General features: G+C 36.3%; 18 protein-coding genes. 8 read left to right on the top strand and 10 right to left on the bottom strand.

The window, feature by feature from the left end:
- Nucleotides 1–67: 67 nt before the first annotated feature.
- From FGL37_RS18270 to FGL37_RS18280, 3 genes are all read right to left on the bottom strand, one after another.
- On the bottom strand, nt 68–493 hold the full coding sequence (locus tag FGL37_RS18270) for a hypothetical protein (RefSeq protein WP_028071186.1): 426 nt from the start codon (nt 491–493) through the stop codon (nt 68–70).
- A 308-nt stretch (nt 494–801) separates the two neighbouring features.
- The gene (locus FGL37_RS18275; protein WP_028071185.1) at nt 802–1,197 is read right to left on the bottom strand and encodes a hypothetical protein; all 396 of its coding nucleotides are present in this window, start codon (nt 1,195–1,197) and stop codon (nt 802–804) included.
- 792 nt (nt 1,198–1,989) lie between these two features.
- The gene (locus tag FGL37_RS18280) at nt 1,990–2,346 is read right to left on the bottom strand and encodes an energy transducer TonB (protein WP_028071183.1); all 357 of its coding nucleotides are present in this window, start codon (nt 2,344–2,346) and stop codon (nt 1,990–1,992) included.
- A gap of 17 nt (nt 2,347–2,363) precedes the next feature.
- On the opposite strand from FGL37_RS18280, the gene FGL37_RS18285 reads away from it, so the two are divergent.
- Nucleotides 2,364–2,687, top strand: a complete 324-nt coding sequence (locus tag FGL37_RS18285) for a hypothetical protein (protein ID WP_028071182.1) — start codon at nt 2,364–2,366, stop codon at nt 2,685–2,687.
- A 242-nt stretch (nt 2,688–2,929) separates the two neighbouring features.
- Here the strand turns inward: FGL37_RS18285 and FGL37_RS18290 are convergent, their stop codons facing one another.
- The gene (locus tag FGL37_RS18290) at nt 2,930–3,325 is read right to left on the bottom strand and encodes a nuclear transport factor 2 family protein (protein ID WP_037534008.1); all 396 of its coding nucleotides are present in this window, start codon (nt 3,323–3,325) and stop codon (nt 2,930–2,932) included.
- A 35-nt stretch (nt 3,326–3,360) separates the two neighbouring features.
- Nucleotides 3,361–3,549, bottom strand: a complete 189-nt coding sequence (locus FGL37_RS18295) for a hypothetical protein (RefSeq protein ID WP_028071179.1) — start codon at nt 3,547–3,549, stop codon at nt 3,361–3,363.
- A gap of 1,034 nt (nt 3,550–4,583) precedes the next feature.
- Between FGL37_RS18295 and FGL37_RS18300 the strand changes: the two genes are divergently transcribed.
- Nucleotides 4,584–5,129 carry a DUF3885 domain-containing protein gene (locus FGL37_RS18300; RefSeq protein ID WP_160169524.1) on the top strand — a complete coding sequence of 182 codons (546 nt, stop codon included), beginning with the start codon at nt 4,584–4,586 and terminating at the stop codon, nt 5,127–5,129.
- Between the two features lie 922 nt (nt 5,130–6,051).
- Here FGL37_RS18300 and istB read toward each other — a convergent pair.
- The 3 genes from istB to FGL37_RS18320 all read right to left on the bottom strand — a co-directional run bounded on the left by istB (nt 6,052) and on the right by FGL37_RS18320 (nt 9,793).
- Complete coding sequence (gene istB / locus FGL37_RS18310; RefSeq protein WP_138096862.1) at nt 6,052–6,768, bottom strand: IS21-like element helper ATPase IstB; 717 nt, start codon at nt 6,766–6,768, stop codon at nt 6,052–6,054.
- A 43-nt stretch (nt 6,769–6,811) separates the two neighbouring features.
- Entirely contained in the window at nt 6,812–8,389 is a 1,578-nt protein-coding gene (gene istA / locus FGL37_RS18315; RefSeq protein ID WP_232048733.1) for an IS21 family transposase, read from the bottom strand.
- Nucleotides 8,390–8,938: 549 nt separating this feature from the next.
- Entirely contained in the window at nt 8,939–9,793 is an 855-nt protein-coding gene (locus tag FGL37_RS18320) for a hypothetical protein (protein ID WP_028071636.1), read from the bottom strand.
- Between the two features lie 272 nt (nt 9,794–10,065).
- Here FGL37_RS18320 and FGL37_RS18325 point away from each other — a divergent pair, with 272 nt between their 5' ends.
- From FGL37_RS18325 to FGL37_RS18350, 6 genes are read left to right on the top strand one after another with little or no spacing between them, the layout of a single operon-like run.
- Nucleotides 10,066–11,205: a cysteine desulfurase family protein gene (locus tag FGL37_RS18325; protein WP_028071635.1), complete on the top strand. Its 1,140-nt coding sequence runs from the start codon at nt 10,066–10,068 to the stop codon at nt 11,203–11,205.
- 21 nt (nt 11,206–11,226) lie between these two features.
- Entirely contained in the window at nt 11,227–12,102 is an 876-nt protein-coding gene (locus FGL37_RS18330; protein WP_028071634.1) for a DUF4007 family protein, read from the top strand.
- Nucleotides 12,089–15,319 carry an NACHT domain-containing protein gene (locus FGL37_RS18335; RefSeq protein WP_037534195.1) on the top strand — a complete coding sequence of 1,077 codons (3,231 nt, stop codon included), beginning with the start codon at nt 12,089–12,091 and terminating at the stop codon, nt 15,317–15,319. The genes FGL37_RS18330 and FGL37_RS18335 overlap by 14 nt, the downstream gene beginning before the upstream one ends.
- Nucleotide 15,320: 1 nt before the next feature.
- Entirely contained in the window at nt 15,321–16,454 is a 1,134-nt protein-coding gene (locus tag FGL37_RS18340; protein WP_037534193.1) for an adenine nucleotide alpha hydrolase family protein, read from the top strand.
- An 11-nt stretch (nt 16,455–16,465) separates the two neighbouring features.
- Nucleotides 16,466–17,098 (top strand): hypothetical protein, encoded by a 633-nt coding sequence (locus FGL37_RS18345; protein WP_028071631.1) that lies wholly within the window; start codon nt 16,466–16,468, stop codon nt 17,096–17,098.
- Nucleotides 17,085–19,094: a DNA sulfur modification protein DndB gene (locus FGL37_RS18350; RefSeq protein ID WP_028071630.1), complete on the top strand. Its 2,010-nt coding sequence runs from the start codon at nt 17,085–17,087 to the stop codon at nt 19,092–19,094. Before FGL37_RS18345 ends, FGL37_RS18350 begins: the two co-directional genes overlap by 14 nt.
- Before the next feature lie 369 nt (nt 19,095–19,463).
- Here the strand turns inward: FGL37_RS18350 and FGL37_RS18355 are convergent, their stop codons facing one another.
- Both FGL37_RS18355 and FGL37_RS18360 read right to left on the bottom strand, forming a co-directional pair.
- The gene (locus FGL37_RS18355; protein WP_028071629.1) at nt 19,464–20,696 is read right to left on the bottom strand and encodes a putative phage abortive infection protein; all 1,233 of its coding nucleotides are present in this window, start codon (nt 20,694–20,696) and stop codon (nt 19,464–19,466) included.
- Nucleotides 20,697–20,832: 136 nt separating this feature from the next.
- Nucleotides 20,833–23,247: a hypothetical protein gene (locus tag FGL37_RS18360; RefSeq protein WP_028071628.1), complete on the bottom strand. Its 2,415-nt coding sequence runs from the start codon at nt 23,245–23,247 to the stop codon at nt 20,833–20,835.
- Between the last annotated feature and the right edge of the window lie 2 nt (nt 23,248–23,249).

The raw sequence follows: 23,249 nt of genomic DNA on the forward strand, positions 1-23,249 counted from the left end.
TGAAGTACTGTTAAGGTCATTCTGATTTGATTGGAAACTAATATAAGAATTAAATTTAATTAAATAGCTATTTAGGAGGTAATCCTTCTCCAGGATATGTACTACCTGAACCTTCATTGTTATTGCCTGAGGAGGAGTAATTCCACCAAGGATTGTATCCTGGATTTGAACGTATGTAACCGCCCTCCGCAAAATAATTTGTGTACCAATTATTATAAACTTTTTCTAGAGCATTATAACCAATGGAACCAGCTGTTGCTGGAAGACCTAGCGATCCCTTAATAAGATCATATCCCGCGCCAACCCATGTCGCAAAACTCTTCCCCGAATCCACAATAGCTTCAAACAACATATTAGTGTCTGCTAAGTAGTTTACTCTACCAATATTATCGACATAGTATGTTCTGCCATTCGAATCTATTTTAATTTCTGGGGCGGGGCCTGCACCGGAACTATTACCTCCTAATATTGCATGATTTTCTTTTTCCGTCAAAAGACATAGTTCTTTTTGAAGCTGCTCAAACGTAATTTTAAATTACTTTTTCATTTTTAATATTTAATATATAGTAAAAATAAAACTATAATGTTAAGGTGTTATAATTCATATGTTAATTTGTTGTTAATTATACAGTAGCTTGGTGGTTATATTTGAAGATTATTTAATAATCGTCGAAAAAGATCAATATAGCGAAATATGCATATTTTCGGATTATAGTTTAACTTAGGACACTCATAGAAGGCAGTTATCTATGGCAGTGTTTGTTATTGAGTTAATGACGAGCTATGTAACTACTTTAATTTTCAATAGTTTATTCCGCAAAGATTTTCCATTACATAGGTCTTCAAGTTTAAATGATGATAGTCATTACTTCCCTGCAAGATGGGCAAAATTTTTATCAGCCAAGTATCCAGTCGATGAATTTTAGCTTTGTTATTAAAGAATTGCTTTTTATATCCAAAATAAATAGCCAAATGAACCGAAAACTCTTTAATATCAAATTCAATATTAGCCTTCTCCAATTTATTCTCTAAAATATGAGCAGAGTGCAACCTGAATTTCCTCTCTTTAAATTCTTTCAATGGATCAATAAAAATTGATGTAAGAAGTTCACGTGTATTGATTCCTTTCAATCTCTCTAGGATGTCGAAAGAAAGTTTTAATTCATCGATCCTGCTGTCAAATGATTTTAGCTTCACTTTTTTTAAACTGGATATTTTAAAAAGTAAATTCGAAATTTCGTGGATAGGTTGAAAATACGATAAAACTTTACAGTCTATAGTGTTTTAAGAAAACTGTGTTCTCTGCACATATTCAAACTATGCATTTTAAACCTGTATAAAATACTGATTCATAGTGTATTCAAATAATCGCCATGATTCTGCCATTATTGGCGATGCACAATGAATACTTCCAGTATCTTTTTAAAAAGCTATGGTAAGATGGGTAAGCCGGTATCATCATCCAGTTTGATTATTTACCAAAATAGGCATATGACTTTAATAAATTAAGACTCAAAATCGATCAGAAGCCTGTTGCCTAAAATGATGGTAACCACATCATTTCTTCCCAACCTTAAAAAGCAGTCCGCAAGCTACCGCAATAGCGGAATAAATCAACACAAACATTAGATTCAACGTTTTTGATAATTGATAGTATGTCAGGCAGATTCCAATAACTGTTAGTGATATTAAGATAGGCTTTATCCATTTTATATGGATCTTATAATGATTCAATACAAAAAATACCAAGATATAAGCAAACAGCGTTGGTAGGGAAAGAATAATACCACCGATCAATATAAAAGGAAAACGCCAAAGGTCCTTAAATATTACATTGTTTTCAAAACCTCCAAATATCGGGAGTAGGAGAGCAGCTAGTAGTATTGTACTTCCCCAGTGCAAAAAAATATATGACCATCTCATCCGGATTATTGTTTATTGATGATAAAAGCTGCTTCTCAAACGATTCTATATTGAGACCTAAAACCTTTACTTTTTCGGTAAGGTAATATTGATCGGTAGGGAGTAATCTATCCGCCTAGGCTCACCGTCAAATATGACAACTTTCCAGTTTTTAGAGGCTTTAAGCTTTTTTATCACTTCTTCGTCAACTCCAAAGCCCATGCTATCTTTGACTTGAACATCTCTGACGGTACCGTCGGTCTCTACAGTAAACCTATAAACACCCTTTAATATTTTCTTGCCTGTTTCCTTGCGCGTCGGTAGTTTCAATCCCTTAGTTAAGGTGTCGGTGATCGAGCGGTTGTCGACTTGACTGAAGGCGGCTGTCGCTGTGAGCAAGAGGACAGTTGCAGCGAGAATCTTGAATGTATCTAACTTTTTCATTTTTTAAGTATAATAATATGAGAGCGGAAGGCATAATGGTTACCCATCTTTCCAGTTTTTGCGGCGAGATCGCCAAAATAAATGTCTGTGGCCCATTTTTTATTGGTGTTGAAACGCTTGTTTCAATTCATCAGTCGTCGGCTGATGAATTGAATTCATCTTGTAGTCAGAACTTTGTAATTGGTCAGTCAGCGATTGACCAATTTGAATTCCTTTTAAGTTACTTTCGATCAGAGCATCTTTTACAGCAGATATTAGATGGGGGTATGCAATATAAAATTGTCGGAAAGTCTATTCCATTTACTCACTATTCATCACGTCACGAAGACCCTAGGCAGTAGGATTATTGTCGTCCCTAGGTTTAACAGCTTTTGCGATAACTTTTAGAATATCATTTTGCTCACGGAGCGCTGCGGTGTGATCGCGTTTGGCAGCAAGATATCTATCAAGTAGTTTAGATAGTACGAGGTAAAGTCCATAGAGACAGATTGCTATAAATCCTCCGTATATGAGATACATCAATAATCCAAATGAGAACATAATTTATAGTTTGTTGGTTAATGTATTATTTTCCTTTATAATATTAAGCTATATCAGTCAGTTTAACTATCTTCCCGTCCGCAGAAAACTCAAACACGGATGTGCCTTTTAAGGTTATCTCATCGCCTTTTTTCAAGCCATTCGGAAAGTCCATTGCGGCAACCGCCCAGTAGTTAATAGAGATCTCTGAAGAGTCAATATTGTGAGTCAATGTCTCGATAGACTGTTTTCTTTCGCTGAAATAGGAGAGAGCCTCGATAGCTTGTTTTTTAAACTCTTCAATTCCTTGCAATTCCATTGTTTTTTCGCCATTCATTAGGTTTAGGAAAACGATCTGGTCATCAAAATCTACTGTCATTTTTCCTACGTCCATACTATTATAAGCCTCAACATATCTGAAAATCTTGTTAGTCCTGTCATTTAGGATGGCTGGTTCCATAATTTTATTCCACTTCTAAATTTGGTAGAGATCAACTACTCTTTAATACTGTTTAATTTGTTTCTTTTATCTATGCTAAGTTTCTGTGCCAATACTCCTGTCACACATACTGCAGTAGATATTAAAAAATTTTTTGAACTGATTTCTCCTATAGAAAATAGAACTATTGAAGTAATTTCTATTACAGCAAATGCTGCGATAATAATATAAGAAAATTTATTCATAACGTTAGGTTTTAAGAACACGAATCAATTAACGAAGCCGTTGCAAGCCCTTTTCCAACTAAAGAAACAATGAGGCCTGCACCTCCTGTTACAAATGCAAATCCAGCCGTTACAACTACAGCTCCCGTTAATGCAAGCCCACAGCTATAAGTCAGCTGTCTACCCCTCAAGAGACGCTATTTCATCAAAATTTAATGTTTCCATTTTCTTAGTTTAAGTTTGAAATAATTAATTATTGAGTTTAAATTAGTGATTGTTTAGTAAAAAAGCAAGAATATTTTTATAAAATACAAATAATCGACCTCAAACATTAAAAATGCAATGTTTGAATCACTAACGTTTAAAATAAAACTTAGGTTACAAAAAAATGCCATTCTTCTTGTCAAGAAGCGTATTATTTTAGATTCCTCATTAGCTATCCTCCCTTATTTTAAAACAGGCCAAACTGCCCGTTCTTATCAGGAGTTTTTTTTAAAATAAAGGGGCGTTTGCCCATTGCTAAAAATCAATTTTCACAAATATGTTCATGCGTATAAAGCTTGCAAGATTGGACAGATTCCACTTGTAGATAACCTTTTTCTGTATATATTTCAGTAAAAGTATTCCGATAGGGACTTTCCATATCTATACATGGTGACATTAATGCCGAGGACGGATAAGAACGTTGAAGAATTGAATCAAATCCGCATTCGCTAAGCATATTAAGTACTCATACAATAAGTCGTTATCATAAATGTGGTGCTACAATAAAATAGATTTGTACCTATTCGAACCGCTTACCTCAAATTAAAAGGCGGGACAAACAGAAGCGATTTGATCAACTTTTTTACGAATTGACCAATACATAATTTAAAAAATATTTCTTACCTTTAGGTGTATGGACCTCTGCCGATTAAAGTTATGGTCCGATCAGTAGGTAAGCCAACTGACAAGCTTCCCCGGCCGATTAGGGGAGGCTTTTTTATTTCTAGCCTATGGAGCCGACTTTTCGGTTTCTTCCATATACAGCTTACATACCTATATTTTTTGTTAATATGATAGTTAATAATGTAGATTTTGAAATCGCTTTTACCAATGCTTTTGGTGATTTGAATCGTGTATCCTTATCTTCTATACATGATAATAGATTAAGATTTGAGTTGGCAGGAGATTTGGAAGAAACGCAAAGCAGAATAAGGGAAGCAATTGAGAGAAGTACCGATATTTTAACGTATTGTTTTAAAAATAGAGAAGTGTTGTTGCGTATCCTATTGTGGGATGATAACGCTGTCGAATTATTGGAAAAAATAATAAATGGAACAGATCACCAAGCAGAAAGGACAAGGGACTTAGAGTCGGAGTGTGATATGTTATACGTTAAAATGAAAAAATATGACGAATTTATAGGGAATTACATAAAGGAATTGATAATTCATCATGATATGGCAATAGAGCCTTCTGCTAATATGACGTGCTATTATATAAATTTTGAAATCCCGGTTGTCATTAATATTTATGATGATCGTGGGATGGATGTTTTTTCTGCTAATTTTGAATTTATTAATGATTTACGTTTGAATTTCCTAAAATGGATTTTGTGATCAACTGTTGATTGTTAAGAATAAGGAAGGCAGAAAGACCGAAATATTTGTCGTGAACTGGAAAATTAGCAAGGCCACTCAAGAGTTGGATTTAAAAGGATGTTTTCCAGTTGCGGGACAGGCAGTAAATCATTATCATGAGAGGTGAATATTGTGAATAAAATTGAAAGCTACTTAAATATTGTTCATTACTGCCTTTATAGGGCCGAATACAGACTACATCTTTTATTTAATAAAATCAATCCTGTATGGCTTTTGATCCGGCTTTTGATGAAGATTCCTTTTATTAAAAGGAGATATGAAAAAATAGGGGTAACTCGTCAGAGTATTGATACAGATAACAAAAACTTGTGGGGGGACAAGCGGTTTGGTCTCAGTACTGTAGCTGCTGGCGGTTTCCTTTGGGGTGGTTTGGCTCTCTTCTTTTTTTCGGTTCTGATGATGTTGAAGGTAAGCATATCCACACCGCTTATAATAGGCTGTGGGGTCGGCTCTGGTCTGATATGTTATGTATTTGTTTTTAGGCAGGATAAATACATAAAATACTTTGACAGATATGAAAAGTGGTCTAAACAGGAAAAGCGCAAATATGCCCGGCTGACCGTAAGCTCAATACTTTTTGTTCTGTTATCCTTTTATCTTTGTCTGGTACTCTGATATCGTAAACATGTAAGTAACATAGCCCAATCTTTCACCCAGATTGGGCTTTTGTTATTTTACTGCATGTACGTTTTTAGCGCCTTATAATCCCTTATTAATGCATTAAGCATAAAAAATATCTGTACTGTACAAACGTTATCGTAAACGCGGTTACCGTTATGTGGGTGACAGGGGTGGATATAATGTTGAAGTTGACCCCTCCGCTGGACATACTGACCCCTCTATCAAGGCTTTCTTCAGTCCAACTGATGACCTGCCAATATTACTTCTTTTTTCTTAGACTTTCGCCTTTAAGTTCGATTCTGTAAGATCCATGGATCAGTCTATCGAGTATTGCGTCTGCAATTGTATCTTCACCGATTACATCATACCAACTGGCCACAGGTAACTGACTGGCAATTATTGTCGAGGCCTTAGCGTGTCTATCTTCGATTATTTCCATCAGATCCAGCCTTTGCTGCTGGTCCAGATTTACCAGGCCGAAGTCATCGACAATAAGTAGGTCTGTTTTTGATATCCTGTCCATCAGCTTGTGCAGTGTACCTTCCAGGCGGGCCATTTTAGTTTTTAGAAGTAGTTTTTGCAGATTAAAGTACAGGACTTTATACCCCTGCGCACAGGCATGATGGCCCAATGCCGAAGAGAGGAAGCTCTTCCCACAGCCGGTAGCACCGCTGATGAGTATCGGATCTCCTTTTTTGATGTATTCGCCGGTAGCCAGCGTAGTGATCAATCCCTTGTCCAAACCTCTGGTAGCGACCATGTTTATTTCTTCTATGGAAGCCTGATAGCGGAACCCGGCATTCTGTTTGAGGCGCTCAAACCTTTTTTCATCCCGTTCATCTGATTCTGCCTGAAGCAATAGGGACAGTCCTTCGGAAAGGGAGAGTTCTGTACTGCGGCGGGTTTCATTCAATGCTTTCCAGTTACGCTCCATACCATGTAAGCGCAACGCTCTCATCTGTGTTTCAATATTCATCTTATTTTATTATTGTTTATTTTATTCTGTTCATTCCTGCCGATCATTGTATTGCCGGTCCATCGTTTGGCTGATCAAACAGTGTCGGCTGGCTGCCTGCATAGTATGCTCTCCCCCTGATATTGGCATGCTCCGGCAGGGAGCTTTTTACGGAAGTTTCCTGCTGACTGTTTGCTGTTCCGTTTTCAAGTACATTCCTAAAGCAGTAGTAGGTATATAGCTTGTTTTTTAGTACGTAACTGCATGCTTTGTCAAACTCTTCTGCCGGGAAATCCCGTTTTAGCCTGAACAGTCCGTCACAGGTACGGAATAACTGTTCGGGATAACGTGCCCGTTCAAACAGAGCCTCCAGAAGTTTGGCGAACTCCGCAGAGTGTGCTTTTGCCCTTGTCAGGTACGTTTCATGCGAGCGGTTCTTATACGCCTGATGTTCGGACTTTAAATGTGCCGCCAGAGTGGTGTACGCATTTTCCCTGTAACTGCGTATGTGCGAGGCAATCTGTTTGCCCCGACAATAGATCCAGAGCATACTGCGTGTGTAAATGATCTTTACCTTTGCTCCGATATAAGCGAAGGGTACGCTGTAATAGTGTTTATTGCGCTGCAGGTAGATATGTCCGTTATCCCCAACTTTGAGTTCAGCGTAGCTCTTCAGCTCGAAGCGTTCTTTGGGAAGTTCGCCCAATGTTGATTTTTCGGAACTTAAGAACCGCTCTTCCCGACAGTATGGTTTTTGCTGCATCCGGGTCTGGTTGTGCTTTAACATACATACCTTTATAGCTTCATTGAGCGTATGGATATCAAAGAACTGCCTGTTTCTCAGTGGTGCAAAAACACGGGTATAGATCATTTTCACCTGATTTTCTACCAATGATTTATCTTTTGGGCGGCCTGCACGCGCCGGAACCACAGCTGTGCCGTAGTGATTGGCAAAGTCCTCCATGGCCTGGTTCAGGACCGGCTCATATTTATCGGCCCTGATGACCGCTGCTTTGAGATTGTCGGGAACAATGGCCTTTGGCACACCGCCAAGAGACTCCAGGCAGCTGCTCAGTGCATAAAAAAAGTCGGGGGTCTGCTGAGATGGTACAGCGATTGCAAACGCATAGTCTGAAAAGGGCAGGCAGGCCACAAATACCTCACAGGCGACCAGCTCCCCGGTGGACCTGTCAATATAATGGAGCTTTTTTCCGGAAAAGTCAATATATAGTTTATCGCCGGCGGTATGTTCAATCACCATGCTGCCCTTGCGCGAGACAAGCTGTTGCCTTAAATGATAGTTGAACTGTGGATAGCTATAACCGGTGGGATCACTTTCTATATATTCCTGCCAGAGCAGCAGCTTGGTAACTCCGGTACGCTTAAGTTCTTTTTCATAATAGTCAAGACGGCTTTTTAGGTACTCAAACTTGTCTGCCTTGTAAGCAGGATTCCCTGCGTGGAACGACTTTTCCAACAGGGGATCCTCCTGTTTAAGAAGTTCTTCCGTATTGAAACCGCCGTCGGCCATCTTTTTGAGATAGGACTTCACCGTATTCTTGCTCATACCAAGGATGCGGGCGATTGTTTTTATCCCGCTACCGCTCTGGTACAATCTGATTAATTGCTTTATCTGACTCATTCGTTTTGGTTTTCCAGCCATCAGTGATCCAAATTGTTTGATCACTAAGTAACAAAAACTACTTGCTAAGGGGTCAGTATGCTCCAGCGAAATGAACTGAAAAATAAATTAGGGGGTCAACATGAGCCAGTATGGCAGTTGAATAACAGCTTTAAACGCAATATGCATCCCTAAATCTATTTCAATTTTGAGGGGTCAGCTTGTTCAAGTATATCCAAGGGGTGTTCCGAGCTCAGGCTATCGAGTGTATAGCTATCGCCATACCGTAGATACAGAGGCCGAGACCCATTTCAAAATGCCAGCGATTTGATCAACTTTTTTACGAATTGACCAATACATAATTTAAAATATTTTTCTTACCTTTAGGTGTATGGACCTCTGCCGATTAAAGTTATGGTCCGATCAGTAGGTAAGCCAACTGACAAGCTTCCCCGGCCGATTAGGGGAGGCTTTTTTTTGAAATGTCGTCTCTCGGCATTAATTCTCTCCATCCGGACGAATCTTTATCAAATTCAGTAAGGCTTAATTAAAATTATATATTGTGTGATCCTACCTAGCTGCACAAATTTCCATTTGAGGAAAAATCCAATAAAGCTTATTTAAGCGATATCTATATCTTAGCTTAACATAATTCTCAAGAAGCTTAAATTTTCCAATTTTCCCTTTTAGGTCTTTAATTTCATTCCTTGACGTCTTATGAAAATCGTATCCGTATTCATTTAAAAAACCGATTAATAACAGATGTAATATTTTTATTCTTTCCATTCGTAGTCTGTTCTCAGATAGATTTATGTCGTCAAAAAATTGATATATCGACCTAAGGTTGCTTAAGTAGACTTGTTTCTTTGCCATGAATTCTGTGAAAGATAGAGAACAGCTTTCCTCAAAAAGAGCTATTGTTGCATCCAATGGGGTCGAAAAAAAGTGGTCTTTAGCATAAGTCTTATCATAGGGGAATCCCTCAAATAGGGCGATATCACACATAACGTCCTTGGCCAATCTTATATATTTGAGTATTCTAAGATCGGATTTTGTTGAATTGGTGGGGTCCAGATAAATTAGGTTGTTTTCCAACATTTTTAGCGCATGGAAAAAAGATACAAATCTGTATACCGTCGAATCTAAGTAATGTGAATCATTTTCGTAATTTCCATTTACATTGTGCCATTCCTCATTGTTGTTGTCGAAAAGGTTAATGAAACGATTACGCAAAGATTCTGCAGAGGATAAGAGTCTGCTTTTATATTTAGCAATGTGTTCCTTTACCAATTTTGCCTGACTTGATTGGTGTTCATATTTGATCTTGTGGAGTAATAAGCCCTTTTCTGCGAATGGTTTGAAAATTATCGTAGTTGCAATAGATGTGCCAGCCGAAATTAAGGCTATTAGTATCTTGTCGTCCATTGAATTTTTAAATAAAAAAAAGTTTGTTATAAATTATGCTAATAATATTAGTATTTATTAAATTTTTAGTATGTTTGTAAATCTCGAGGGTGCGACTAATGTTTTCTAGTTTATGAAATAAATGTAATAAAATCAAACCTTAAATATCCATTGGACTGGATTTCAAAACTTTCAATTTATTCTTATATTTCAAATCTAAATTAAGTATACTATTATAGTCGCAAGCTAGTGATTAAAGGTTATATTTGTAAGCAAGAATATATAAATTGGCTATGCAAAACAACTTTATTTATCTCGATAATAATGCAACCACTCCATTGGACCCAAGGGTTCTTGAGGAGATGATGCCTTATTTGACCGATATGTTTGGCAATGCATCGAGTAGCCACATGATGGGTAAGAAGCTGAGTGAAATAGTAAAAGAAAAACGCAGGCAGATAGGGGACCTTATAGATGTCAATGAAGAAGATGTTTACTTCACGGCTGGTGCAACGGAGGGTATCAATCTAGTATTACAGGGACTGCCGGCTGGGGAACGGGTAAAGAACCATATTATAACGGTACAGACTGAACACCCTGCTGTTTTGGATACTTGTCGTTATCTTGAAAATACAGGAGTTGAGGTTACATACCTTTCAGTTAATAACGATGGGCTGATTGATTTCGACGAACTTGAAGAGGCGTTTAAAGAAACTACGGTTTTAGTCTGTGTGATGCATGTCAACAACGAGACCGGCGTCATTCAGGATATTGAACGAATTGCTGAGCTTGCACATGAGCATGGCGCTTTATTCATGAGCGATGGCACCCAGTCGGTTGGAAAGTTACCAATTCAAGCAAGTTCTTTTATCGATATCCTAACGTTTTCAGGTCACAAATTCTACGGCCCTAAAGGAATTGGTGCCGTCTATTTAAATCCACGCTTAAAGATCAGGTCTCTTGTATACGGTGGGGGGCATGAAAGAGGTTTGAGAAGTGGTACGCTTAATGTCCCGGGGATTGTCGGTATGGCAAAGGCAGCGGAGATAGCAATGTCGCAGATGAGTGAGGACAATAAGCGAATCGGAATGATGCGCGATGTATTAGAGCGAGAGCTGCTGGCAATTGAAGGTTCAAAATTAAATGGATCAAGAGAACATCGAATCTATACGACAAGTAATATTCGTTTTGATGAAGTTGACAATGAAGCGCTATTACTTGGGTTAAGGGATATCTGTGTGTCTAATGGTTCAGCATGTCATTCTTTTGTGATGGAACCTTCGCATGTGCTGCAGGCTATGGGCTTGACTAAGGATCAAGCAAACAACTCTATACGGTTTAGCCTTGGACGGTTCAATACCGCGGAACAAATAAAACAAACCGTAGAAGCGGTTAAACAGATCATAACTCGATTGCGGGCAATGGCTTTCTAAATTGAGGTGTAAAAATTATTAATGGCAAAATTATCATTTTCAGGACACGAGACTTTTTCGTGTAAAATATACTGGCTAAAAAAAGGCTATGACTTTGTGCAGGCCGGCAAAAGATTTACCGACGACGATGCGGTGGTGGATCTCGGTGTCGGTAAGAACATGGTCACGTCCATTCGTTTTTGGCTTAAAGCTTTTGGTATTATTGACGAAACGGACCGTACCACAGAGTTTGCGGACTTTATATTTGGAGACAACGGAGTGGATCCATATCTTGAAGATACGATGACCCTATGGTTATTACATTACCACTTGTTAAAGGTCGAGAAAGCATCTATTTATTCATTAGTTTTTAATGTATTTAGGAGGGAAAGAGGGGAGTTTACGAAGCCTCGTTTGCTTACATTTTTAAAGCGGCAAATGGAAGATGCAAAAGCAGTGTTTAGCGATAAAACACTTGATTCCGATATTAAAGTTTTTTTCGGTAATTATACGAGGTTTGGTAGTAATGATATGGAGGACGCTTATGGTACTATTCTACAGGAGCTGAATTTGATTGATCATTATGAGAGGATGGATACCCAAAATAAGTTAATAGATGTGTATGTGTTTAATATGAAGTATAGAAGTGTCCCACTGGAGGCTCTCCTATATTCGATTTTAGATAATGAAAAATACGGTACTTCAATTAGTATAAATCAATTGGCAAATGACTATAACTCGGTAGGAAATGTGTTTATGATGACTGAAAGTGCTATAATTGACTATTTACGCAATATTCCTGCGGAATATGGAACATACTCTGAAACTGCTGGGAATCCAGTGCTACAATTGGCTCCGAGCTTGGAAAAGTACCAATTATTAAGAAACTACTACAATTTGGCTTATGCAGGTTTATAGTTATTCTCCTTCTGTCAATATTATCCGTGACAGAGACCGCGAATTGAATTATATAAAAACGTTAAACGGACAACATGCATTTGAGCAAATAGTCAGTTCTGCTAATTTAGGATATCGAACGTTCGCTATTATTGGAGCATACGGTACGGGTAAATCTACTTTTTTATGGGCTCTGGCGAATGCGGTGCAAAAAGAAAATAAGTTTTTTGATCATTTTGACTACTTTATTCAAGGATATACAAAATACATAACTCTGGATCTTATTGGTGAATACTCGTCTTTCCAGGAAAGTTTTGCGGAAAAGTTGCAATGTGAGCCCAAAAATGTAATTATATCATTAAAGCAATATACCAAGAGCTTAAAAGAAGAAGGTACGGCTCTGATCATTAGAATTGATGAGTTTGGTAAGTTTTTAGAGTATGCAGCTAAGCACAATCCTGAGAAAAGCTTCTATTTTATACAAGAGTTGTCCGAATTTGTCAATGACGATAGTGGGAATACTATTATGCTTACTACGTTGCATCAAGACTTTTCAGCTTATGCATATCATTTAAGTGAAGCACAAAGGAAGGAGTGGCAAAAAGTTAAAGGACGATTTCGAGAAATACCTTTTAACGTTCCTTCTGAACAATTATTGTTAATTGCTGCGGAACGATTAAAAGATCAAACACATAACTATGATCATGCGCACATTTCGGAATTGGCTGATATAATTGTGCAATCTAATGCGTTTCCATCTAATGAGTATTTCTCGTTAGATATAATTAGAGCATTATACCCTCTTGAATTATTATCCGGTAGTATATTAACAATGGCTCTTCAGCGTTACGGTCAAAATGACCGTTCTCTTTTTACATTTTTAGACGGAGAGGATTATAGAGGTATCCAACATTTTCTGAAAGAGGGGAATAATATTTTCTATGGTCTTGAAAATGTATATGATTACTTAATTTATCACTATAGCCAGCAACTTCTTGTTAAACAAAACCGTGATTTTCAAATATGGCGTTTAATCCATGATAATATTGAGAAAGCCGAGGGAATTTTTACAGGAGTGCAATTAGCTAAATGTGTTTCTCTAATTAAAATTATCGGCTTATTACAGTTATTTTCTCGTAAATCGATGTCAATTGGTAGCGAGTTCCTATCTGCTTATACCAAGATCGTATTAGGTTATGAATCTATTACAGATGAAATAAAGCGTCTGACTAATCTTAGTATAATACGTTATCGAGATAAGAGCAAGAAATTTGTGCTTGTTGAGGAAACCGATGTAGATATTGATTGGGAGATCGAGCATGCTAAGAAATTTACTTCAGACATCAGAAGCATAGGGTCTTACTTGGCTGATCACATAGAACTTCCATCCGTTTTAGCGAAGCGAGCTCTGCTTGAAAAAGGAACTCCTCGATATTTTGCATTTAGATTTTCAGATGAACCGTTAACTTTAAAACCAGAGGGAGAAATAGACGGGTTTATCAATCTTGTGTTTTCAGCTTCTGAGCTTGAAAATACTCGTGCATTAAGCGCTGACCAAGAGGAGGCAATTCTCTATATAGTATATAAAAATTCAAAGGAAATTCACCACAATATTACACTGGTAGAGCAGATTAAGTACGCTCGTGCGAAGCACGGTGATGATAATATTGCAAAAAAAGAGTTTACAGTTCAATTGGAACAATCTTTAGAGCTGTTGAAAGACATGGTTTTAGATGTGCTCTATAAAATTGACCCTAACGAAGTGAGTATCTTCTTTAATGGAATTGACTATGCGGAGAAAATCAACACGTGGCGAGAGCTTAATGGATTATTAAGTGCGGTTGTCGATAAAGTTTATTTCGGTGCACCTGTTTTTAAAAACGAGATGGTGAATAAGACAAAGTTGTCTTCGCCAATTCTCACTGCTAGAAAAGCTCTATTTAATATAATTTGTGATAATTTAGGAGAGAAGGATTTTGCTTTTAATCCTAGTCTTTATCCGCCAGAGAAAACCATATATTATTCATTATTAAAAAGTAATGGCTTTTATGCTAAGGGCGAATTTGGAGTTTATGAATTGACTTCGCCCACTTCCGAAGGTTTTCGACGAATGTGGGAAATGTTTTTGGCATTTTTAGATGAAGCAAGGGTGTCAAAGATCAGTCTCCAAGAGTTTGTCGACAGACTATTGGATCGCCCATTTAAGTTAAAAAAAGGACTGATTGATTTTGTTTTACCGTTATTCCTGCTTGTAAAACAGTCCGACTTTTCAATTTTCAATAAAGATGGATTTATTCCGCAATTAAATGCAAATATTCTTGATTTGATTGTCAAGAATCCAGCCGACTTTTCGATAAAATCATTTTCTGCGACCGGAATCCATTTGTCGGTTTTTAATAAGTATCGTGAATTACTGAGCCAGAATAAGGTTGAGAAGAGCTCCAATACTGGGTTTATAGAAATGATTCGACCATTTTTATCCTTTTATATACAACTTCCGGAATATGCAAAAAAGACAAATAAGTTAACGAAAGAAGTTTTAAACTTGCGAAAGGCTATAGCGGAGTCTACAGACCCAGAGAAAACATTTTTTGAAGATTTTCCAGGTGCTTTGGGATATACGTTAAAAGAGCTGGACGATAGCCCACAAAAATTAGAGCGTTTCTTTGTCGAACTACGTCAGTCGATTACCGATATCCGATCTTCCTTTAGCGGATTGGTTCAACGTTTTGAAGAATTCGTACTGGAAGAGATTGTGGGGGGAGATTCTATTCTGGAATTTGCAGATTGGAAAAAAATTATTCAAGATCGATTCATCGGTTTGAAGCCCTATCTTGTCTCGCCACATCTGAGAGTGTTTTTACAACGGTTAAATTCAAATTTGGACGATAAGACAACTTTTCTTAGTTCTTTATCTCACTCGATTATTGGCAAACAACTGGAAGAAATTAATGATGAAGAGGAAGTTGTGCTTTTTGTCAAATTCAAAGAGTGGGTGCATGAATTAGAGAATTTTACTGAAATTGAAGATAAAGTTGCTAATGACTACATTCACGATGCAGTAAAAATTGAAATTACGAGTTTAAAAGAAGGGCTAAATAAGCAGGTACTAAGCATTCCCAAATCGAAGCAGAAAGAAGTCGAGAAGAAAAGAACGGAATTTAGTCAATATTTGACAAATGATCGGGAATTGAATATATTTATATTGGCAAAATTATTAAAGGATCAAATGGATTGATATGGCTACGACTAAGAGGGTGAGACATGTTTTGGGTATATCGGGAGGTAAAGATAGTGCTGCTTTAGCAATTTACATGAAAAATAATTACCCAGAGCTAGATATTGAATATTATACAGCAGATACGGGCAAGGAACTTGAAGAGACCTATCAGCTTATCAGAAATCTCGAAGTGTATCTTGGTAAGAGGATCATTAAACTCAAAGCTTTCGATGACAGTGTCGAAACGCCATTTGATCATAAAATGAAAACTCTCGGAGGGTTTCTTCCAAGTACAAAAAACCGCTGGTGTACCAAAACTTTGAAATTGGATGTATTTGAAGAATTTGTTGGTGACGATCCTGTGATTTCGTATGTAGGCATTAGAGGGGATGAAGATAGGGAGGGATATATATCTAATAAATCAACAATTCAGTCAATTTATCCATTTAGACAAAATATATGGAGCGCAGATCTTGTAAGAAAAATTCTTGATAATACAAAAATTAACGATAGACTCGCTTGGGCTGAGGAAAATATCGATTCTGAAAAATTGTTGCGATACTTAGAAGTTTTGGGGCGTCCAATAGATAACATTTTTCTCACTGACAAGGGAAAGCTTGATCAGCTTATAAATTTAGGTATAGAGGACTATAATAAACTTGCACTGCATGTAGCCAAAAGGGAAAATTACCCAATAGGGGGCATGGACGGTACATTTCCTTTGATAGGCAATAACGATATTCTTGTGCTTAAAGATATTTTTGCTTTATTAGAAGATAGTGGTGTTGGGATTCCTGCCTATTATAAGGATATCGAGTTTGAAGTAGACGGTGAAACAGCCACTTATAATAGAAGTCGGTCCGGATGTTATTTTTGTTTTTTTCAACAAAAGATAGAGTGGGTATGGCTTCTTGAGCAACATCCAGAGTTATTTGCAGAAGCTAGTGCATATGAGCGTGGTGATTTTTCTTGGAGTCAGGATGAATCGCTAGAACAGCTTAGTCGGCCAGAGCGCGTTCTTGAAATTAAACGAGAATATATAAAACGTCAGAAAAGACTTAAAAATCAGAAAAAGTTTAAGAGTTCCAAATTAATGGACATTCTGATGGAGAATCCTGAGGAAGAGATCGGTTGTGCTAGTTGCTTTATTTAAGGATATAATATATGAGTCATAAAGTTTTTGATTATTGGAATGATCTTCTTATTACGTCAACTGTCGAAAATCATTGCTTCTATAGGCTAAATGAACTTTATAAAATTCCTAAGTCACCAGGTATATATGCATGGTATCTTATTGCTGATCAGCCGGATATGTCTGAGTATCATAAAGTTTTCAAGCAGAAAAGTATCAAGATTTCTGTAGAAGGCAATCTAAGTGAAGGCTATGTTGGACGCGCGAAAGCTACATTTAATCAAAAACATTTTACTGACTTAAGTATAGATAGAGAGTTATGCAAAATTGCAAGCATGGCATTTAGCCCGCCTCTGTATATTGGGATATCATCAAATTTGAATAAGCGCTTGAGCCAGCACGCGAAAGAACTTACAGATATATATTATGACAAAGTCAAGCTTGTAAACCCCTCACCGGTTAGAAAAACTGAGTTTGATACGATTATAGAGTCACAACATTTCGCGCAAAGGATAGGATACAGTATAAAATCTTTTCGGTCAATACAGCTTGGATCTCTACTGATAAGGACTATTGAAATGCCAAAAGAGTATACTTGGCAGGATTTACAGGGAGTTGAGAAATATTTAAATAGAATTTACACACCGTTATATGGCAGGAAATAAAAAGATTGAAGGGAGAAATATTCAGAAAAGAAAATATATCGAATTATACGGTATGTTTGGTGATTTTGATTTACCTAATAAGAGGGTGAAAGTGAAATACTTTTCTACAATTGCAAGTGGGAAAGATAGAAAGAGCGACTCTTTTACATTATTATCGGAGCTTAAGCCAATGAGAGAGAGGGTTAAAGCCAAAGATATAAAGGATCTTTCTTCTTTATTGCAAAGGAATTTAGATGATTTTAGAGTCGCTTATGACCTAATTCCCTACCTTACGGAAGAAAAACCTAATATATCCTTTTTTCCTGCTATTCTCGCTGTTTTGCTACCGAATGATTACTTAAAAGAGGGTTTAGACGTAGCATACCCAAAACGGATGGAAGAGGAAAATGAACAAAATAGGATATTGAATTTTGAGAACAAGTGGAAAGTTGAGCTCTTTAATATTGGTGGTGATGTTTCAAATTTAGGAATATTGTCGATCGACCTAAAAGACATAGAAGTCGTTGTTCTAGATGGGCAACATAGGGCAAATGCATTCAGAGTCGCTAGTGGTGCATATTCTGACAAAGATAGCAGTGTGTATCCTGCGTTTTATAATGAAGTTAAAGTTGAAGGCAATTTAAATGCTGATTTACCGATTACTCTAATATGGTTTGAGGATGAAGATGGAGATATTGAACCAAAATACATTTCTAGGAAGTTATTTGTGGATGTAAATAATACAGCAAAGAGAGTAAGTAAGTCAAGAAAAATCTTACTAAACGATTCCGAAATCGCTTCATTAATAACAAGATTTTTTTACTCAGAATTAGCTAAAGATAAATCTTTTAAATATGATGAGCTATCTCTTTTACACTCGGAATTTGATAAAGATTCCGATATATCAGTATCCACCAATAATGTCTTTTCGATAACTAATCCGGAATTTGTTTATGATATAGCATCTTGGCTAACCTTAGGCTCCAGAACATTTAATCAACTTCACCAATACCGTAGCCGTGATAATTTTAAAGGAAATATTATTGAATTCGGAAATATTTTTAATTCAAAGGATTTTAATGGTTTTGATATTGAGCCTGTAGAGGAGTCCCTGGTTTCTAAGACCGTCGTTTTAAAAAATCCTCATAAAATGACAGCTTTTGAAAACGAGTATAGAAAGAGATTGCATATTCCTCTTTATTATATATTTAACAATTTTATTTTGTATAAAAAGCATTTCGAGGCTATCTGTGCAATTGGAGATTGGTATACTGATGGTATGAACACTTATCAAAGATCAGTTTGGGAAGAAGTATTTTGTGGTGGAGAGGGCTTATATTATACGTTCAAGAATAAGGAAACGAGTAGAACGAAATTAAATAGTACTCTACATAACTATTTGACAGCTATTGAAGAAATTGAAAAGAGATTTAAACAGGAGCGAGCTAAAATTTATTCGGAAAGTGAAAAAAATGTTAATTCTGCATATGATTCTGCTAACACCAAAGCCTTCCAAGTGGGATTAGTGATGGCGTTGGATTTATATAAAAATGGCTTACCCTTAATTGATAAGTATGAGGAGTTTGTGGGAGAGATTAACTCATTAGGTGAGGATAATTGGCTTACTATTTTAAATGTAATAAGGCCGGCCTTGATCAAAGGAACTGATCCAAAGCAGTGGCCGAGCTATCAGAAATTAATCATTAGGGCAATTCAGAAAGATTATGCTTATTATTCGAAGGATAATTTTATAGATTCGCCAGATGGAAAAATTTTTGTCGATCTGATGAAGACTTCTTTCAATAGCTGGTGGGATAATCAGGATGAAATTGAGGAGAGTGAACTTTCTACAGAATCTATAGGGCTAGAGACTATTCATAAATGGGCAATTAGCTCAAAAGAACACGTTGATGATTTATTTTTATCTGCGGGAATAATGCCAATCGAAAATGTGGATACTAAGAAACATGGTGTTATTATTATTGGGGATGTTGTAGGCAAAATTAACCCAAAATAGCTATATCACTGCTATTATTCTTAGCAATCGATGTTAATTTGTAAGACCCAATAAGCATTCCAATGCTTATTGGGTCTTATAATAATAGCTAAGGTTTGGGCGTAACACAGGCAATAACTTCTTTTATTTAAAATTTGTCATAAAAAAGGTATATGCAGAAAAAATAATAGTTTTTTGTGAATGTGAACAAACTTTGTCAATGGCTGGCATATCATGCTGCAGGCGGGCGTATGCCAACCGTTTTTCCTTATCTCAATCTAACTTTAGAGCGGTATTCAACTTAGTGAGAAACGTGCTGTATTGACCATCAAATGGGGATGTACAGTTTCAAGTTTTCTATATTTTTTCTTTCCATTGTTATTAATTACATTAGAAATGAGGTGAAGCTTTAAGCTTTAATGGATATATCTGTTCCGGCTTTAAACCATCGGCTAACGGAGTCATCGAAATTGTTTTGATGATGCCATACTTTGTTATCAGGCGATTATTCGTTTCAATTGATTTACCAGTTGAATCCGATATCTCCCAATTCTTTCCAAGTTGAGAGATACTATTGTAAAAAAACAGTCGTTGTTCGTAATCTGATAATTGCCCTCGAACAATTCTCATATATCCAATTTTCTCTTCTTCTGTTAAATATTGATTATAATGGACAAAACAAGCTATTTGATATAAATGCCTAAAATAATGGCCTAAACGGAACCTGTGGCCGCCATAAAACTTGTCGTAATTATCTGGATAATAATTAGATGATTTGGTGCTTATATTGCCATTTTCCTTTCTTTCCTTTCTGATATTGTCTATTTCCTTGATTGGATTCTCCGTGTTAAGTAGGGCACACCATTTATGATAATAAGTTGAAGAACTGACAGGTTTCATTCTAAAATATTCAAGTAGATCTTCTATAAATTCTTTATTATATTTATTTGATGTTTTCTCCAAAATTTCGTTTACTCCATCTCTCGATACTCCGAACAACAAAATCAAATAACAAATATCAATCTTGGAAAGTATGTATAAATTGTCAAATTTTTTTTCAACAAGAATGTTAGCTCTAGTCTCTTCATAATATTTACTTATATAAATACTTTCTATTTGATAGGCCTTTGATTTAAAAAAAATATCAAACTCCGTAAACGCATTTTTCAATTGCTTTTCCGCGCTTACAAAAAAATGTCTACCCTTAACAGTTTTAATTTTTTTTGACTTGGTGTAGTACCTGAATTCGATCTCATTTACGTTATCCCTGTGGAACTTTAATAGCTCAAAGAAACGATTCTCTATAGAACTGCTATTTTGGGCCATTAGCGTCTTATACAATAAAATCACACTTAAACCGGTTAGAAGGGTTCCAATCACTCCGCCGATAAAGTCCCCAACTTGCCCAGTGGCATTCATGTCAAGTGTTTCATTTCCGTTATGGGAATATATATTGTAATCTTTAGAAATTGAAAGTAAAAAAACATGGGTTATTCCTAGTCCCATAATAGTTGTAATAGCAAGAAGTGGAACGCCGTTACGTTTGATTTTTTTAAATTCGATAAAGTAATAAGTTGCTATTGTAGTTATTGACCAAAATAAAATAGTTAATTTTATTTCCATATATATGTTTTTTAATTTCTTTAAAATGTAAATAATATTTTGTTTTATTGGTAAAGTGGATTAATATTTAAACGACTTTTTTAGAGTAAAAACTGTTTGGTGACTTCATTAAATTTTATCCATAATTTTATTAAAACTATTCACTAATTCCCATGAGTAGATCATTAGTTCCAAAATTCAAGATAAACGCCGAGTAATAGCTTGCGAATAAGTCTTGGAGGTATGATTCAATTTCTATAGGTTTATCATCTTGAACAACACTATACTTACGATTTTTTGTGATCATATAAAGGAATAATGTATGGAAGTAGACCGATGAGATATATTTCCGATCCGCTACCTCTAGTTGATCTTGACTTTTGTATTGTCGCTTGAAATCTTTTAGGACCTTACTATCCATATTAATCACCACTTTCTCAAGATTATCATTACTTACTTGGGGAATCATCACCGTATCAAATGAGATATCAGTTCCAATGCCTTCTCCGACTTCATCCCATGTTTGATATCCTTCTTTTTTCTCCTGATAAACGAGTACAAAAGGAGGGAGGCCAAAAGGCTCTTCTTCCTCTTTTTTTTCTGTACTAACTTTGGGTGCTTCTGGCTCCGCTACTTTTATCAGAAATATTTCCTCAAATTCTTCTCCAGCACCTGTTAATGTTACCTTCATTTCCAGTTCATCCCCTACTTTGACGGAGTTTTTAGCATTAATGTTCAATCTGATAGTTCCATCACGAGGACTTGAATGACTAATGTTGAGTATCTCTTCAATATTATCTATCCCTGGAGATGCATTTCCCCCATCTCGGTCGTTCTTTTTGTTGTAAGACACTAAGGCGATTTTTAGATCGCCTGGTTCTTCAACTCTATCGAAATAATGGTTCTCTACGTCTGTTTGGAAACTAATAAATTTATCTTGACCTCTTGGCAAATTAACGACATTCGTCCCGCCTTTTTTCGCATTTTTGAATTTAAAAAATGAGGGAAAGCGCTTTGGTAAAAACGGTTCTTTTTCTACAACTTCGGTTTTTTTTCCGAATTCCTTTTTTTCTGGCTTCTCCTTTCTTTGTTCTAGTTTAAAAGTTTGTGATAATAGCTTCATCATTTCGGTATCCATCGGGAGATTTCTTGAAAATGATTTAAGCATTTCAGTTGTATCCCCAGATTCAACTGAAATAGAATCTTTCCGCTTTTTTTCAATCTGAGCTAATTGTCCATTTTTACTTCCCAACTTGTTCGCTAGGAATTTGCGGAGAAGAGCTGTGTCATCACCATCTTTTAGACGATCCCTAGATGCCATAAAAAGTTCCTTACGAAAGTTGTAATCCATATTAGTGCAATCTATATGGATTAGCAAATGGTTCTTTAGTAAATTAAATTTTAGTGCTCTTGTAATGAATTCGGAAGAGTAACTCCCATGTACTTGACCATTCAAAGAGAATATTACTGACATATTATTCTTGAAAAATTCAGTTTGAATAGCTGCTTTTGTTTCTTTAATATTTTTTCCTTCAATTCGGGATTTAAAAACGTAAGAAGTCACTTTGAATGAACCAAAAGGCTCTTCACGGAAAGTTTCTGAAAAATAGTCTTCTATGTATTTGTTTTCACTCTGTTCTAAGCGTCGTTGTAAGCCATAAAGATCTCTTTCAAGATTTATATCTTTTGGATACCTATACTTGCGATCTACTGTTAGAATAGGTAGTGCTGGATTAAATAAGAACTCGTTGAGACTCTGATTTAAATCACGAGAAATTACAGACCGACTTCCTTCAGGGAGCATATAAGAATATAATTTTATAACCGAACCAGTTTCGAATAAAGTTTCATGTAAGTTTAGATCGAGCTTATCAATTTCAAACGACGGGATTTTATTGTCGATTTTAAGATATTCATACCAAGTATTTTTCTTCTTACCTTCTTCTTCCTTGGATAGAGGATGCTCGCGGATTAAAGTAAAACCAAAGTCTCCTGTCTTATCGAACCGACGGGAACCTATTAATTGATACCCTTTTTTGCCACAAAAAATGATCGCACCGCTTCCACCCATATTATATTTGCCTTGTACAAAATGTATCTCATTTTTATTTCCACGTAATAAGGAAAGAAATGTGTTTTCCAAATCTTCAGGATGCTGGCCTTCACCGTTATCATATATTGTAATGCTTGAATTCAACTTAGGGCCATCAGCTAAAATTTGGATATTTTTTGCTTGTGATTTTCTTTGCCCACTTAAATCCCAATTTTTATAGTCAGGAAAAAATAGTTCGCGGGCTTCCTCCATATTTTTCGGAGCTTTAGATGACTTTGGATCAATTCCTAATTCATAACATCTTCGCATTAACGTAGCATCAATGGAATTGGTGACTTTTTCAATAAGTGCTGCAATAGGAGAGGCCTGTTGATTTTCAATAACACCGTAGTTATTTTCATTGCCACCCAATGGATACCAGTTAGCTTGATGGAAAATGGTATCGTTGCCAGATATATAGAGACCTACCTCTTCTTCGGTGTGGCATTGGAAAAGATCTTCAAATATTTGTTTTGGCATTA

Origin of the sequence: Sphingobacterium thalpophilum (genome assembly GCF_901482695.1) — a bacterium.
Lineage (GTDB): Bacteria > Bacteroidota > Bacteroidia > Sphingobacteriales > Sphingobacteriaceae > Sphingobacterium > Sphingobacterium thalpophilum.